This is a genomic window from Rhodococcus sp. HNM0563 (assembly GCF_012726195.1).
Classification (GTDB): Bacteria; Actinomycetota; Actinomycetes; order Mycobacteriales; family Mycobacteriaceae; genus Rhodococcus.
Genome location: NZ_JAASAF010000004.1, coordinates 259,831 through 275,321 on the forward strand (window position 1 = coordinate 259,831; position 15,491 = coordinate 275,321).

16 protein-coding genes are annotated in these 15,491 nt (G+C 65.0%); 11 read left to right on the forward strand and 5 right to left on the reverse strand.

The genetic code is table 11. The features are described 5' to 3' along the window. Positions 1-7 precede the first annotated feature (7 nt). Positions 8-916 carry a zinc ABC transporter permease AztB gene (gene aztB, locus HCA61_RS11055; protein WP_169688231.1) on the reverse strand — a complete coding sequence of 303 codons (909 nt, stop codon included), beginning with the start codon at positions 914-916 and terminating at the stop codon, positions 8-10. A 55-nt stretch (positions 917-971) separates the two neighbouring features. On the opposite strand from aztB, the gene aztA reads away from it, so the two are divergent. Continuing rightward, a complete protein-coding gene (gene aztA, locus HCA61_RS11060) occupies positions 972-1,601 on the forward strand; it encodes a zinc ABC transporter ATP-binding protein AztA (protein ID WP_169688232.1) in 630 nt (209 codons plus the stop codon). A gap of 54 nt (positions 1,602-1,655) precedes the next feature. Here aztA and HCA61_RS11065 read toward each other — a convergent pair whose 3' ends face one another. Continuing rightward, positions 1,656-2,414 carry a PE-PPE domain-containing protein gene (locus HCA61_RS11065; protein ID WP_169688233.1) on the reverse strand — a complete coding sequence of 253 codons (759 nt, stop codon included), beginning with the start codon at positions 2,412-2,414 and terminating at the stop codon, positions 1,656-1,658. A 105-nt stretch (positions 2,415-2,519) separates the two neighbouring features. Further along, positions 2,520-3,188 carry an alpha-ketoglutarate-dependent dioxygenase AlkB gene (locus HCA61_RS11070; RefSeq protein WP_169688234.1) on the reverse strand — a complete coding sequence of 223 codons (669 nt, stop codon included), beginning with the start codon at positions 3,186-3,188 and terminating at the stop codon, positions 2,520-2,522. Between the two features lie 72 nt (positions 3,189-3,260). Here HCA61_RS11070 and HCA61_RS11075 point away from each other — a divergent pair, with 72 nt between their 5' ends. The 7 genes from HCA61_RS11075 to HCA61_RS11105 all read left to right on the forward strand — a co-directional run bounded on the left by HCA61_RS11075 (position 3,261) and on the right by HCA61_RS11105 (position 9,486). Further along, entirely contained in the window at positions 3,261-3,941 is a 681-nt protein-coding gene (locus tag HCA61_RS11075) for a TetR/AcrR family transcriptional regulator (protein ID WP_169688235.1), read from the forward strand. Positions 3,942-3,981: 40 nt separating this feature from the next. After that, positions 3,982-4,482: a hypothetical protein gene (locus tag HCA61_RS11080; RefSeq protein ID WP_169688236.1), complete on the forward strand. Its 501-nt coding sequence runs from the start codon at positions 3,982-3,984 to the stop codon at positions 4,480-4,482. 113 nt (positions 4,483-4,595) lie between these two features. Beyond that, a complete protein-coding gene (locus tag HCA61_RS11085; protein ID WP_169688456.1) occupies positions 4,596-5,414 on the forward strand; it encodes an SDR family oxidoreductase in 819 nt (272 codons plus the stop codon). 22 nt (positions 5,415-5,436) lie between these two features. Beyond that, positions 5,437-6,660, forward strand: coding sequence for an acyl-CoA dehydrogenase family protein (locus HCA61_RS11090; RefSeq protein WP_169688237.1), 1,224 nt, complete (start codon positions 5,437-5,439; stop codon positions 6,658-6,660). Then, positions 6,657-7,439: an SDR family oxidoreductase gene (locus tag HCA61_RS11095; RefSeq protein ID WP_169688238.1), complete on the forward strand. Its 783-nt coding sequence runs from the start codon at positions 6,657-6,659 to the stop codon at positions 7,437-7,439. The genes HCA61_RS11090 and HCA61_RS11095 overlap by 4 nt, the downstream gene beginning before the upstream one ends. After that, positions 7,432-8,466, forward strand: a complete 1,035-nt coding sequence (locus HCA61_RS11100; protein WP_169688239.1) for a phosphotransferase family protein — start codon at positions 7,432-7,434, stop codon at positions 8,464-8,466. The genes HCA61_RS11095 and HCA61_RS11100 overlap by 8 nt, the downstream gene beginning before the upstream one ends. 36 nt (positions 8,467-8,502) lie before the next feature. Then, positions 8,503-9,486, forward strand: coding sequence for an NADPH:quinone oxidoreductase family protein (locus tag HCA61_RS11105; RefSeq protein ID WP_169688240.1), 984 nt, complete (start codon positions 8,503-8,505; stop codon positions 9,484-9,486). Positions 9,487-9,549: 63 nt separating this feature from the next. On the opposite strand, the gene HCA61_RS11110 is transcribed toward HCA61_RS11105, so the two are convergent. Both HCA61_RS11110 and HCA61_RS11115 read right to left on the reverse strand, forming a co-directional pair. Next, the gene (locus HCA61_RS11110; RefSeq protein ID WP_206039906.1) at positions 9,550-10,986 is read right to left on the reverse strand and encodes an MFS transporter; all 1,437 of its coding nucleotides are present in this window, start codon (positions 10,984-10,986) and stop codon (positions 9,550-9,552) included. 103 nt (positions 10,987-11,089) lie between these two features. Next, a complete protein-coding gene (locus HCA61_RS11115; protein WP_169688241.1) occupies positions 11,090-11,725 on the reverse strand; it encodes a TetR/AcrR family transcriptional regulator in 636 nt (211 codons plus the stop codon). Positions 11,726-11,849: 124 nt separating this feature from the next. Between HCA61_RS11115 and HCA61_RS11120 the strand changes: the two genes are divergently transcribed. From HCA61_RS11120 to cysN, 3 genes are read left to right on the forward strand one after another with little or no spacing between them, the layout of a single operon-like run. After that, on the forward strand, positions 11,850-12,641 hold the full coding sequence (locus HCA61_RS11120) for a 3'(2'),5'-bisphosphate nucleotidase CysQ (RefSeq protein ID WP_169688242.1): 792 nt from the start codon (positions 11,850-11,852) through the stop codon (positions 12,639-12,641). Next, complete coding sequence (gene cysD / locus HCA61_RS11125) at positions 12,638-13,558, forward strand: sulfate adenylyltransferase subunit CysD (protein WP_169688243.1); 921 nt, start codon at positions 12,638-12,640, stop codon at positions 13,556-13,558. The genes HCA61_RS11120 and cysD overlap by 4 nt, the downstream gene beginning before the upstream one ends. Beyond that, entirely contained in the window at positions 13,558-15,459 is a 1,902-nt protein-coding gene (gene cysN / locus HCA61_RS11130) for a sulfate adenylyltransferase subunit CysN (protein ID WP_169688244.1), read from the forward strand. Before cysD ends, cysN begins: the two co-directional genes overlap by 1 nt. The last annotated feature ends 32 nt before the right edge of the window (positions 15,460-15,491 follow it).

Sequence of the window (15,491 nt, forward strand, 5' to 3'; positions counted from 1 at the left end):
GTTCAGGTCAACGGCTTTCGGCGCGGATCGGGACCGGCGGCTCGTCTCCGGTATGTCCGAACTCCTCGGTCGGGTGCACGTCACGGTCGTGGCGATTGCGGAAACGGTTGTGTGTATTGCGGGTGATCGCGGATGCCAGGGCCAGGCAGATGGCGCAGAATGCGATCGATGCGCCGGCCGCAGTTCCGGAATGCCATGAGGCGAGCAGGCCGGAGGTGACGGCCGCGAATCCGAACGCCGTGGCGAGGAGCATCGTCGAAGGGATGCGCCTGGTCCACTGGTGGGCCGCGACGACCGGGCCGAGCAGCAGGGCCACAACGAGGAGCGTTCCGACCGCCTGGTAGGACGCGACCACGGCGAGGGTGACGAGTGCAACCAGCATCACCTGTGCGAGCTGCGGGCGGAGGCCGAGGGTGTGGGCGATACGCGGGTCGAACGCGGCTGCCACGAAGGATCGGTGGAACTTGGTCGCGATACCGAGCGCGATTATGAGTGCGCCTGTGAGGGTGATGATCTCCGCAGTCCGGATCGCGAGAATGTCGCCGAACAGAATGGTCGTCGCATCGGTGGCGAAGCTACGCGAATGAGAGACGATGATGATGCCACTCGAGAGCATCGCGACGAACAACAGGCCGATGGTCGTGTCGTAGGACAGGCGGCCTCGCCGTTGCAGGGCGCCGATCGCTGCGCTCATGACTCCGGCGCTGATCGCTCCGCCCGCCAGTACGGGCAGACCGAGAACTGTTGCCAAGGCAACCCCGGGCAACATTCCGTGACCGATCGCTTCACCGAGAAAAGCCATGCCGCGGATGACTACCCAGGTGCCTACGACACCGCAGATCGCGGCGACGAGGGCGCCTCCGAGAAGGGCGCGGACCATGAAGTCGGTGGTGAAGGGATCGCTGAGCCAGGACACGGGTCATGACCTTAATTGGTAATGACAACGATTTCCAATTGCTATAGTCGCATGAATGAAGACTTCGATCTCGGTGTTGACCGCGCGATCCGTGAGCTACGCCTACGACGGACGGGATGTGCTGCACGGTGTCTCCGTGACGCTCCCCCGTGGAACCGTGACGGCAATCGCGGGACCCAACGGCTCAGGTAAATCGACGCTCGTCGAGTTGCTGGCGGGAGTCCGCACTCCCCGCTGCGGAGAGATCTCACGAGGCGGCGCGGTGGCGCTGGTCGTCCAACGGCCATCCGTCCCCGACACCCTCCCGGTGACCGTCTTCGATGTCGTCACCATGGGAACCTGGGCGCGACAACTGGACCGCCGGAGTGCCCGCAGCGTGGTTGCCGAGGCGATCGAGAAGGTGGACCTCACGGGATTCGAGAAACAACCACTCGCCGCACTGTCCGGCGGGCAACGACAGCGGGCCCTACTTGCCCAAGGGATCGTGCAAGAGGCACCGATCCTGCTTCTCGACGAACCCGCTGCCGGGCTGGATTCGGCCAGTCGCCGACGCACACGCGAGATCCTCGCCGAGTATGCGACCCGTTGTGGAGCGGCAGTGGCGTGCGTGACCCACGATGACGAATCGATCGCCGCCGCAGATCGCGTGCTTCGACTCGAGTCCGGACGCGCAGCAGTGTTCTGAAGCGAGTGGTCGGTCTTCGCAATCGATGTTCGGGGCCTGGTGTGTGATTCCCCGTCAGGGCTGGTAGTCGGGGTATTTCGTGTGCAGTTCGAGATAGCCGGCGACGTTCGCCTCGAGCCAGTCGTCGCCGTCGCCGGGGGTTCGGCCGTCGCAGACCGCGTCGCCCTCGATGCAGATTCGCTGGACGGGGATCTCACCGAATTCGCTACGGCCGCCGCCGAGTGTCACTCCGGGAACAACGGGGCCCGGGAACAAGGTCTCGACGCCCCGGGAGTCTCGCGGATCCGAGTACAGGATGCCGCTGATCCGGGCGGGCGGGACGGATCCGTCCTCCGCGATCTCGGCGAGAACATCGCCGGCGATCGAGGCGCCCTGCGAATAGCCGAGAATCAACAGATCGGCGTCGGGGCAGGTGCTGTGCCGCGCAGTGATGGTTTCGCGGAGTCGCTGATGCCCGATCTGCTTGGATCGGTCATAGGCGATGGCGCCGTCGTCGTCGATGCCGTCTCCGTCGTCGCTCGAACCGGAACCTGGCATCGGTACGACCACCGCGGGGTAACGGATGTGTTCGACAACGGTGCCGGGCTCCTGGTAGCGAGCAGAGATCTTCGCCAGAGGGGAGTCCGGGTCGATCGAGTCGGGCGTGTCGAGGCCTCGGGTGCCGTCAACGGCGAGGACATAGCGTTCAGGACAGTCGCGGACCGGTTCGGCGGACGCGGAGCCGACCGGGCCCGTAGCCATCAGACCTGCGGTGAGCAGACCCGCGGCGAACAGGCCGACGGTGCGGGGACGCCTGCGGGCGGTCCAGGACATGCGCGATTCTCCTCGTCAGCCCCCGACAGGCGATAATTGAAAACGATGGTATCGACGTTTCGAATGTTCCGCATGTCCAAAATGTGAACTTTCAGGTGATCATGGTCACCCCCGGTCGCGGTCGAGTCCGGTCACGCGAAGCGTGATGTTCAATCGTCCGCCCGTCATCGAGATGCCGGAGGGCCCGGTGTTCGGGAACACCGAGGGCACACCGTGATACGCGAATCGTGACGGGCCGCCGAACACGAACAGATCCCCGGACTCGAGCCGGATGTCGGTGTAGGGCCTGCCTCGCGTCTCGCAATTCCCGAATCGGAAGACGCATGCATCGCCGAGACTGAGCGACACGATCGGTTCGGCGACGCGTTCGTCCTTGTCCTGGTGCATCCCCATTCGGGCATCGGCGTCGTAGAAGTTGATCAGCGCGGTGTCCGGCTCGTAGTCGTCGGCCGGGCGGGAGTACGCGTCCGCGACCGCTCGGCGACCGAGGTCGGCGAGCCGGCTGGGGAGAGGTGCGACAGGTGCGTCGTCGACATCCACCGCCCGGCGCGTGTAACGGTACGGAGACCAATGCCATCCCAGGCAGGCGGTCTGCACCGTCATCACCCCGCCTCCGGGGAGGGCGGTGTGCCGCATCGGTGCGGGGCTCCGTGCCCAGTCGCGACACGCCTCGACCAGTCGACGTTGTGTCGCGCGGTCCAGCCAGTCGGGCACGTGCACCGCCCCGGGCGCGACCTCGCGACGTGCGCGGGGGATGGGTAGTGATTCGTTCACGGTCGCAGCTCCTCGAGGCCTTCGTCGTCCGGGGTGGACAGCGTCCACCCGCCGATCACGTATAAATACAGAATGCCGAGCTCCGACATCGACGACACCTTCGACGATTCTCCTCCGTCGATGGCACCGTCGTCGTTGTTGCGCGACCTTCCGGTCACCGAGCGGGGGCTGCGGACGCGGTCGTCGTTGATCGCCGCTGCCCGGACGGTCTTCGAGAGTGCGGGTTACCTCGACACCAGGCTCGTCGACATAACCACGCAGGCGAAGTGTTCTGCGGGCACGTTCTACACCTACTTCTCGAGCAAGGAGGAGATCTTCGCGGCGGTGCTCGAACTGGCGCAGGAGGACATGCTGCATCCGGGCATGCCCCGCGTGGCCGACGAGGACGACCCTGCGGCGGTCGTGGAGGCGAGCAACCGGGCTTATCTCGAAGCGTATCGACGCAACGCGAAGCTGATGGGTCTGCTCGAGCAGGTGTCGCACATCGACCCGGTTTTTCGTGAGCTGCGTCAGAAGCGCGGCGACGCCTTCATTCGGCGCAATGCGCGCAGCATCGCGCATCTGCAGAGCCGCGGCCTCGCCGATCGCGAGGTCGACCCGCTCCTGGCGTCGAGGGCCCTCTCCGGGATGATCAGCCGACTTGCACTCTCCCACTTCGTCATCAACGAAGACGAGTCCGCGAACATGGACGAGCTCGTGTACACCGCGACTCGGCTGTGGGTCAACGCGCTGCAGATCCCCCACGACGACTGATCGCTCCGGTTTCGGCGTGATCCGTCGTAGCATGCGGGGCATGACGACGACACGCATCGCCGCGCTTGCGCTCCTCGCTGCTGCGGCCTGTGGTGCATGTAGCCAGCAAGAAGTATCCGTGACCCGTAACGGCACCACGGTGCCTGAGGTCGCTGTCCCGGTATCGGCGCAGGATGTCGACCCGTGCTCCGCAATTTCTCCCGAGACGCTCGATGCGGTGGGCGCGGGCGATGCGACGCCGCACGAGTTGCTCGCCGAACCCGGGTGCGAGTGGTCCGGGGTGAACTCCTACGTCACTCCTGACGCGACGCTGTGGGTCTCCGGTAGGTCCGAGCCCGACGATGGGTGGGAGCGCACGACCGTTGCGGGCACCGAGGTCGAGATCTGGACTCTCACGCCGGAGATGGGCCGATACATTGCCCGATTCGACGACCTCACACTCTCCCTGAACTACAAGCGCGCTCGAAGTGAGATGCCCGCAGGCGAAGCGCTGGATCTTCTGATGGCAGACGTATTGCGCGCGTACGGTCGCGTCGAATAGGAACTGTTGTCCCGTTGCCTCGTCCTCGGACGGTGCGCCGCGAACGGTTGAAGTTGACGCCGTGTTCAACTTATAGTGCGGTGGACGAGTTGTTCGGCTGCGGGGAGAACGAAGTGGACGTTGCTGGGAAAGTTGCCATCGTGACCGGCGGGGGGAGCGGGATCGGTGACGCCCTCGCAGCCCGGCTCGCGCAGGCAGGAGCGCGCGTCGTGGTTGTCGACCTCGATGCCGCCGCAGCCGAGGAGACGGTCGCGCGGATCCTGGCAGAACACCCCGACAGCGCTGTCGCCGCCGGAGCGGACGTATCCGACGCCGCCGCGATCGCCAGGGTCATCGAGGCCGCCGAAACCCGCTTCGGGCCGGTCGATCTGTATTTCGCGAACGCCGGAATCACCGGCATGCACGGACTCGACCTCGACGACGACCAGTGGGAGAACGTCTTCGACGTCAATCTCCGGGCACACATCCGTGCGGCGAAACTTCTCGTCCCGGGCTGGGTCGAGCGTGGCGAAGGCTACTTCGTGAGCACCGCGTCCGCGGCAGGTCTACTCACCCAGATCGGCGCGGCAGGATATTCCGTCACCAAGCACGCGGCCGTCGGATTCGCAGAATGGCTGTCGGTGACCTACGGCGACCGGGGTGTCCGCGTCAGCTGTATCTGTCCGATGGGTGTCAACACGCCGCTGCTGTACTCCGGCAGCAACTCCGGTGACTCACTCGGCGACCTCGGAACTCGCGCCGTGACGTCTTCCGCGGCGGTGCTCGAACCCGCAGATGTCGCCGAGATCGTGCTCGACGGCATCCGTGAAGAGCGGTTCCTGATCCTTCCGCACCCGGAGGTACTCCAGATGTACCGGAACAAGGGTGCCGATTACGACCGGTGGCTGCGCGGAATGCGGCGCTACCAACGGTCTCTGATGTCCGAGTCCTGATCAACTCTTCGAGGAGCTTGTCGTGTCTCTGTTCGACCTGTCGCCGCGCGCCGAGAAATACCGCGCGGACCTGCTGGAATTCATGGATTCGCACGTCTACCCGGCCGAGGCGGTCTACCACCGTCAGATGGCGGAAGCCGGCGATCCGCACTTCCACCCACCCATCATGGAGGAACTCAAGGCGGAGGCGCGGTCGCGCGGGCTGTGGAACCTCTTCCATCCGCATCCGGAGTGGGGTCCGGGGCTCACCAATCTCGAGTATGCGCCCCTCGCGGAGATCATGGGCCGGAGTCCGTTGGCGTCGGAGGCCTGCAACTGCGCCGCCCCGGACACCGGGAACATGGAGGTGTTCACACTCTTCGGAACCGAAGAACACCACGAGAAGTATCTGAAGCCGTTGCTGGACGGCACTATTCGCTCGGCCTTCGCGATGACCGAGCCCGATGTCGCGAGTTCGGACGCCACCAACATCGAGATGTCGATGGTCCGCGACGGCGACGGCTATGTCCTCAACGGGCGTAAATGGTTCGCGTCCAACGCGATGCACAAGAACTGCAAGGTGCTCATCGTGATGGGCAAGACCGACCCCACTGCGGCGCCCCACCGGCAGCAGTCGATGATGGTCGTCCCCATCGACGCCCCCGGCGTCACAGTGGTGCGCAACCTACCGGTCTTCGGCTACCACGACCGCGAAGGCCACGCCGAGATCCTGTTCGAGGACGTGCGCGTGCCGTCGAAGGACGTTCTCAAAGGTGAAGGCGAAGGTTTCGCCATCAGCCAGGCGCGTCTCGGCCCCGGCCGGATCCACCACTGCATGCGGGCGATCGGCGTGTCCGAACGCGCACTCGAACTGCTGTGCCGCCGTGCACAATCACGCGTCACGTTCGGCAAGCCCGTCGCCGACAACGCCAACATCCGGGACTGGATCGCTGAGGCGCGCATCGAGATCGAGATGATCCGCCTCCTGACCCTCAAGACCGCGTACCTGATGGATACCGTCGGCAACAAGGAAGCGCGCACCGAGATCGCGGCGATCAAGGTCGCCGGACCGAACATCGCACTGAAGATCGTCGACCGGGCGATCCAGGTCCACGGTGGTGGCGGTGTCACCGACGACTTCCCGCTCGCCATGGCGTACGCGCATCTGCGCACACTGCGTTTGGCCGACGGTCCCGACGAGGTGCACAAGCGCGCGATCGCGAAGCAGGAACTGCGCAAGTACCGAGACCTACGGCCTACGTCGTGACCGGGTTCGATCTCACAGGTAGGGCCGCGATCGTCACCGGCGGCTCCCGCGGTATCGGACTGGAGACTGCCCGCGGTCTCGCACAGGCGGGAGCGAACGTCGTCGTGACCTCACGCAGCCAGGAATCGGCGGATGCCGCCGCGGCCGACATCGGCCCGGCTGCGCTCGGTGTGGGAGCGCATGCCGTCGACGACAATGCTGCGCGGCGATGCATCGACATCACCCTCGAGAAGTTCGGCCGCATAGACATTCTCGTCAACAACGCCGGCACCAACCCGTCGTACGGTCCGCTGGTCGACCAGGACCACGCGCGGTTCGCGAAGACCTTCGACGTGAACGTGTGGGGCCCGGTGTTGTGGTCGTCGTTGGTGGTGAAAGCGTGGATGGGTGATCACGGCGGCAGCATCGTCAACACCGCGTCGATCGGTGGCATGAAGTTCGAAGCGAACATCGGGGTGTACAACGCGTCGAAGGCCGCGCTGATCCACCTCACCAAACAGCTCGCGCTCGAGTTGTCGCCGATGGTCCGCGTCAATGCCGTGGCACCCGGTGTCGTGAGAACCAAGCTGGCCGAAGCACTGTGGAAGGACCACGAGCCCCGGGTCGCGGCCTCCACCCCGCTCGGGCGCATCGGTGAACCTATCGACGTCGCCTCGGCTGTGCATTATCTCGTCTCCGATGCAGCGCAGTGGATCACCGGTGAGGTGATGGTGATCGACGGTGGCCGGTTGCTCGGCAACGCGCAGTCGTTCCGGCAGGGAAGTGCACACGATGTCTGACACCGCGGTGGTCGGTATCGCGACCGAAGCAGTCACGGCGTGGGTCGCAGGCATCGTGCCGGAGTTTGCGGGACCGCTGACATTCGAGCGGATCGGGCTGGGGCAATCCAACCTCACCTACCTGATCAGCGACACATCCGACCGACGATGGGTGCTCCGACGGCCGCCTCTGGGCACGCTGCTCGCCTCCGCACACGATGTTGCGCGGGAAGCCCGGATCCTCACGGCCCTCGAGCACTCGGCTGTTCCGGTGCCACGCGTGCTTGCGGTGACCGACGATCCGTCGGTCACCGAGGCGCCACTCGTCCTGATGGAGTTCGTCGACGGGCTCGTCGTCGACCGGATGGCGGTGGCCGAGGAACTCACACCCGAGCAGCGCCGCGCGATCGGGATCCGCCTGCCACGCACACTCGCGGCGATCCACGCCGTCGACCTCGCCGAAGTGGGGCTGTCGGATCTCGCGAGCCACAAGCCCTACGCTCAGCGGCAGCTCACCCGCTGGTCGGGCCAATGGGAACGCTCGAAGACACGAGAGATACCCGACCTCGACGACCTCACCCGACGGTTGCTGGCCAACATCCCGGAGCAGCGGGAAGTGACACTCGTGCACGGCGACTTCCACCTGCGGAACCTCATCACCGCACCGGAGAACGGTGACGTGCGAGCTGTCCTCGACTGGGAGTTGTCCACCCTCGGAGAACCTCTGGCGGACATGGGAAGCACGCTCGCATATTGGAGCGAGCCGGGTGAGCGCACCGCGGGGGATTTCCCGGCAACCCAGCTGGACGGCTTCCCGAACCGCGCTGAACTCGTGGAGATGTATCTCGCCGAGACCGGCCGGGACCCTGCCGCACTGAAATTCTGGCATGCGCTCGGCCTGTGGAAAGTGGCCATCATCGCCGAAGGTGTGATGAGACGCGCCCGCGACGACCCGCGCAACAAGGCGGCCGCTAGCACACCCACCGTCGAGCGCATCGATGCACTCGTCGGCGCCGCCCGGGCGGTGGCCGCCGATGCCGGCATCTGAGGACCCGACAACCACTGAACTGAAGGATGTGATTGCGTGAAAGCTTGGCGTGTACACGAGCTCGGTGAGCCTCGAGATGTGCTCCGGTTCGAGGAGGTCGACGATCCGGTGGCGGGACCCGGGCAGTTGCTCGTCCGTACGCTGGCGGCGCCCGCGAACTTCCCCGATGTGCTGTTGTGCCGGGGTAAGTACCAGGTGAAGCCGCCGCTGCCGTTCTCCCCGGGCGTCGAGCTGTGCGGCGAGGTGGTTTCCGTCGGAGAGGGTGTCACCGAATTCTCTGTGGGCGACCGGGTGATCGGGAATCCGAATCTGCCTCTCGGTGCGTTCGCCGAGCACACCCTGATGGACGAGGTGAACGCATTCGCTGCGCCCGCGTCGCTGGACGATGCGGAGGCATCCGCGCTGTTCATCGGGTATCAGACCGCATGGTTCGCGTTGCATCGCCGGACGCAACTGCGAGAAGGTGAAACGCTTCTCGTGCACGCTGCTGCGGGAGGTGTCGGCAGCGCCGCGGTACAGCTCGGAAAGGCAGCCGGTGCGCGCGTCATCGGTGTGGTGGGTGGACCCGAGAAGGCCGAGTACTGCAGGCGGCTCGGCGCTGATCTCGTGATCGACCGCCATACGGACGATTTCGTGCCGCTGGTCAAGGAATTCACCGGCGATAAGGGCGCCGACGTCGTGTTCGATCCCGTGGGCGGCGACGCCTACGCCGGATCGACGAAGTGCATCGCGTTCGAGGGGCGGATCGTGATCATTGGTTTCGCGGGCGGGACCATCCCCACTCCGGGTCTCAATCACGCACTGATCAAGAACTATTCGATCATCGGACTGCACTGGGGTCTCTACAAGGAGCACAACCGCGCGGTGATCGAGGAATGCCACACCGAACTCGCAGCTCTCGCGGCGTCCGGGGCGATCGCACCACTCGTCAGTGAGCGGTTGTCGCTGTCGGAGGTCGCAGACGGAATTGCGCGGTTGGGTGAGGGAACGACCGTGGGCAGGGTCGTGTTCGTGCCCTAGCCGCCACGCGGGGGTGAAGGATCGGCCGACGGTTCGAGACCGTCGGCCGACCCTGTGTGCTCGTCAGTTCTTGGTGTACTTGATTCCGAGCGTGAGCGCGATCGTGATGGCACACAAGACCACGAGCATCGCGCAGACGGCGCCGAGCGCGGCCACCGTCGGGGTCGACGTCCCGGGGACCACCAGGGTGGCGAGCAGGACTGTCGTGATCGACGTACCGACTGCCATCGCGGCGGTGCGCACAACCGACTGGCTTCCGGTGATTTCGCTGGTGTTGTGTTCGGGGACGAACTCGACCAGCAGATTCGGCAGAGCTGTATAGGCGAAGGCCGTCGCGATCGACACGGTGACGACCAGCGCGGTCATGCCGACAACGGAACCGCGGAAGACGAAGAACGCGGCACACGCGATCATGAACAAAGCTGTGCCGAGCAGCAACGACGCCCGCGCGCCGACTGCCGCAGCGATCTTGCCTGCGAGTGGGGTGAAGAGCATTCCGATCATCGCGCCGATGAACGAGAGCATCCCGGCGTGGGTGGCCGAGAGGCCGAGCCCGAACGGCGCCGTGGTCGGAGTCTGCATGATGATCGGGATCAGCATCGTCGTCACGCCGATCGGGCCGACACCCAGCGCGATCGTGGCGAGCATGGTGAACGAGACGTTGCGTTCGGCGAGCAGGCGAAGGTTGATGATCGGGGACGTGCGGCCGAGTTCCCAGCGCACCCACCAGGTGAAGATCGCGATTCCGACCACGAGGAGACCGAGCACTCGGGTATCGCCCCAGCCCCAGGACTTGCCCTGGGTGAGGGCCAGCAGGATGGCGGTCACCGAGATCGCGAGACCGGCCGCGCCGACGAAGTCGACCTGCTGACGTTCGGTGTCGCGATGACGCCACGGCAGCACGGCTTCGACGAGCACGACACACCCGATGGCGTAGACGGCGGTGACGACGAACATGTACCGCCAGTCGCCGAGATCGATGAGCACGCCTGCCACCAGGAGCGAGGCAGCACCTGCAGCAACTGCGGATCCGGCGATCAACGCGACCGCCATCGGCACCTTCTTCGCCGGGAGGTGTTCACGGGCGAGTCCGATACACAACGGCAGGATCGCACCCGCGACCCCCTGGATCGCGCGTCCGATGATGATCGCCCACAGGGAACCGAAGGCCATGCTGATGATGGAACCTACCGCCGCACAGATCAGAACGACGATGAGGACGCGTTCGCGGCCGTACATGTCGCCGAGGCGGCCGCACACGGCGGCCGAGGCTGCGGCGACCAGTAGGAACGCCGTCACCGTCCATCCGACCGATGCTGCGTTGGTGTCGAAGACCTGCGTGAAGGTCGGGAGCGCGGCGTACATCATCGAGGTCTCGAACGCGCTGATGATCTCTACCGCGATCAGCACGGACACGATCAACCAGACCGGCCTGGTGCGCTCGTATCGCCGTTGTGCGCGTGTCGACCGGGGCCGATCGGGTATCACCGATGTACTCATGCGAGCTCCTGAATTCCGTGAGGCTTCGAGCAAGCACGGTATGGGTGTGCGCGTGGTCACATCGGCCGGATACCGGTGAGTGGGACGTTCGGCCGAGCAGATGTCAGTTCTGTGTCTGCGAGCTGTCGCCCACGGTGATCGCCCTGGTCAGTGACTCGGCAGCAAATCGGGTGAGTTCTGTGTGGTCGAGTTCGGCTGCCCAGTTGTGGACGATGGTGTCGGCCACGCCCTGGAGGGTGGACAGAACGAAGGGGAGCATCGACGGGTCGTTCCGGAGGACGCGACCTTCGGATTCGGCGGCCTCCGTGAGTGCGGCATGGAGTTCGGAGTTGTACTCTCGCGCCGTCCGCCGCACCTCTCGGACCGATTCACGTTCGGTGCGGTTGTCGCCTTCGATGTCACGCCAGGTGGCGGTGAAGCGGCCGACTCGGCCCCACTGACGCGTCGACTCGGGGAGGACCGCCGCCAGCAGGGCGGCGACTCCCCGGTCTCGGGGAATAGTTGCTACGAACGAACGGGACTCGATCTGGCTCTCGTTGAGCAGTGAGGTGAAGATGTCCTGTTTGTCGGTGAAGTACTGGTAGATCAGTCCGACGCTGGTTCCGGAGCGTTTCGCGACCGAGCGGATCGTCAGCGCTGCGTACCCGCCCTCGTCGAGCAGGGCTGCGGCCGCATCGAGTGTGCGGCGACGCCGGGCCTCCGCGTCTCCGTAAATCGATCTTTTGCTCGATTCGCCCATCGTCCCACCGTAGCCGGGGTGTCGTAATTGCCGATGCCCGCATCGGCGTGGCGCTGCCGAACGAGATCGAACATTGTTCGAAATAGGATTGAACAATGTTCGTTCTGTGGTTAGAGTCTCATTCATGGACCACGGCGCCGTCTCGGCGACACAATCGATTCATCCCTCCCGGAGCGCCGGCGATGCGCTCGCTGCCTCTGAATTAGCCACTGCAGCAGGGGAATTACTCCTCGGCCTCCGGCGCGATACCGAGGTTGCGGACGCGGACCTGGATCAGCTCCGGCGGATGGGAGATCTGCGGAGTCACGACTACCTCACCCTCGCACTGGCGGAGAGGTTTCCCGACGACTCGGTGCTCTCGGAAGAGGGTGCCGATGATCATGCGCGGCTCCGAGCGGATCGCGTCTGGATCGTCGACCCGCTCGACGGTACCCGCGAGTTCGGTGAGCACGGCCGCACCGACTGGGCCGTGCACGTCGCCCTTGTCGAGAACGGACTGCTGACGGTCGGAGCGGTCGCGATGCCCGCCCTCGGGGTCACCTACTCGACGGGTGATACTCCCGCGACCCTCTCGCCGTTACCGCGAACTCCTCGCGTGGCCGTGTCCCGCACCCGCAAACCGGAACCCGTCCTCGCCCTCGCCCGCGCGCTCGGCGGCGAACTCGTGGAGATGGGATCGGCCGGCGCGAAAGCCATGGCCGTCGTGCGCGGCGAGGTCGATATCTATGCCCATACCGGAGGCCAGTTCGAGTGGGATTCGGCGGCACCCGTAGCGGTTGCTCGCGCCGCAGGCCTGCACGTCTCACGGATCGACGGCTCCGAACCCCGCTACAACCAGAAGGACCCTTGGATGCCCGACATGTTGATCTGCCGCCCCGAGTTGGCCGGCCAAGCATTGGAGGTGCTCGGACGATGAGCAGTCCCACCGTCGGTGAGAACCTGACACACCTGGAGCGTCTCGAGGCCGAGAGCATCCATATCATGCGGGAAGCAGTCGCCGAGAGCGAGAACCCGGTGATGTTGTACTCGGTCGGCAAGGACAGCGCGGTGATGCTGCACCTGGCGCGCAAGGCGTTCTACCCGTCACGTCTGCCCTTCCCACTGCTCCACGTCGACACCACGTGGAAGTTTCGAGAGATGTACAAGCTGCGTGACGAGACCGCTGCCGCAGGTGATCTCGACCTGGTCGTCTACCAGAACCCGGAATGTGTCGAGAAGGGCATCAACCCGTTCACGCACGGATCGGCGACCCACACCGACATGTGGAAGACCGAAGGTCTCAAGCAAGCCCTCGACCTCCACAAGTTCGACGCCGCATTCGGTGGAGCCCGCCGCGACGAAGAGAAGTCCCGCGCCAAGGAGCGCGTCTTCTCGATCCGCTCCGCCGAGCACCGCTGGGATCCGAAACAGCAGCGGCCCGAACTGTGGCGCATGTACAACGTCCGCAAATCGCCCGGTGAAACCCTGCGGGTGTTCCCCCTGTCGAACTGGACCGAACTCGATGTGTGGGAATACATCAGGCAGGAGAACATTCCGATCGTTCCGCTCTATTTCGCGGCGAAGCGACCAGTCGTCGAGCGCGACGGCACCCTGATCATGGTCGACGACGACCGGATGCCCCTGCTGCCCGGGGAGGTTCCTGAGCTGAAGAGCGTGCGCTTCCGCACCCTCGGTTGCTACCCGCTCACCGGCGCCGTCGAATCCACGGCCGAGACGTTGACCGACATCATCCAGGAAATGTTGCTGACCACTACCTCCGAGCGCCAGGGTCGCGTGATCGACCACGACTCCAGCGCCTCGATGGAGAAGAAGAAGCAGGAAGGGTACTTCTGATGACTCAGCCTTCGGAGCTGATCACCGACGACATCGAGCAGTACCTCGCGCGGCACGCGAACAAGTCCATGCTCCGCTTCATCACGTGCGGTAGCGTCGACGACGGCAAGTCCACCCTGATCGGCCGCCTGCTCTACGAGTCGAAACTGGTCTTCGAGGATCAGCTTTCCGCACTCGAAGCGGACTCACGCAAGGTCGGCACCCAGGGCGAGGGCCTCGACTTCGCGTTACTCGTCGACGGCTTGGCCGCCGAACGCGAACAGGGCATCACCATCGACGTCGCATACCGCTACTTCTCGACCGAACAGCGCAAGTTCGTCGTCGCGGACACCCCGGGCCACGAGCAATACACCCGCAACATGGTGACCGGGGCTTCCACCGCCGACCTCGCAGTCATCCTCATCGACGCCCGCAAGGGGGTGCTCACCCAGACCCGTCGGCACTCGTACCTCGTCTCACTCCTCGGCATCCGCCACGTGGTGATCGCCGTCAACAAACTCGACCTGGTCGACTACTCACAGGAGGTCTTCGACGACATCGTCGCCGAATACACGAGTTTCGCGAACGAGATCGGGCTCGGAGGCGTCGTCGCGATTCCCATGTCGGCGTACGTCGGTGACAACCTCACCGAACGCAGCTCCAACACACCCTGGTATCAGGGGCCGACGCTGATCGAGCATCTCGAGCACGTCGAGATCGACGACGACCTGCGCAATGGCCCGTTCCGTATGCCGGTGCAGTGGGTCAACCGTCCCAACCTGGACTTCCGTGGCTTCTCCGGCCAGATCGTCGGCGGAACTGTTCGACCGGGCGACCGGTTGCGAGTTCTCCCCAGCGGCAAGGAATCCGCTGTCGCGCGGATCGTCACCATGGACGGAGACCTCGACGAGGCCGTCGCCGGTCAGTCGGTCACCATCACCCTCGCCGACGAGATCGACGTCAGCCGTGGAGATGTGCTTGCCGGAGCGGAGGCGCTGCCCGGTGTGGCCGACCAGTTCGAGGCGCACGTGGTGTGGATGGGCGAACACGAAATGCTGCCCGAGCGTCCCTATGTGTGTCAGATCGGGACGATGACCGTGCAGGCCCGCATCACCAAACCCAAGCACAAGGTCAACGTCAATACCCTCGAGAAGACCGCGACGAACACACTTGCGCTCAATGAGATCGGTGTGTGCAACATCAGCTTCGATCGGCCGGTGCCGTTCGACGCCTATGCTGCGAACCGCGATACCGGCGGATTCATCCTGATCGACCGGCTCACCAACACCACGGTCGGTGCCGGCATGATCGCGCATTCGCTGCGACGGTCCGACAACATCCATTGGCAGGCCGTGGACGTAGACGGTGATGCACGCAGGGCGCTCAACGGTCACGGTTCACACGTGCTGTGGTTCACCGGCCTGTCCGGATCGGGCAAGTCGACGATCGCCAACGATCTCGAGCGCAAGTTGTATGCGTTGGGCTGCCACACCTATCTCCTCGACGGCGACAACATCCGGCATGGACTCGGCCGCGACCTCGGATTCACCGAGGCCGACCGGGTGGAGAACATCAGACGTGTCACCGAGGTCGCCCGGCTGATGGCCGATGCCGGCCTGATCGTCCTGGCGTCGTTCATCTCTCCGTTCCGCGCCGACCGCGATGCGGCACGCGATGTGATCGGCGCGGACCAATTCTGCGAGGTGTTCGTCGACACCCCGATCGACGTCGCCGAGCAGCGGGATCCCAAGGGCCTCTACAAGAAGGCGCGACGCGGCGATCTGACCAACTTCACCGGCGTCGATTCCCCGTACGAGCCGCCGGAGAATCCCGACCTGAGGATCGATACGACCGCGACCTCACCCGAAGACGCGAGCCGGCAGATCATCGAGCTGCTGCGCAGCCGCGGCGCGATCGCCTGAATCGGCTCCCGAAGTACCACCCGTCACGGAAG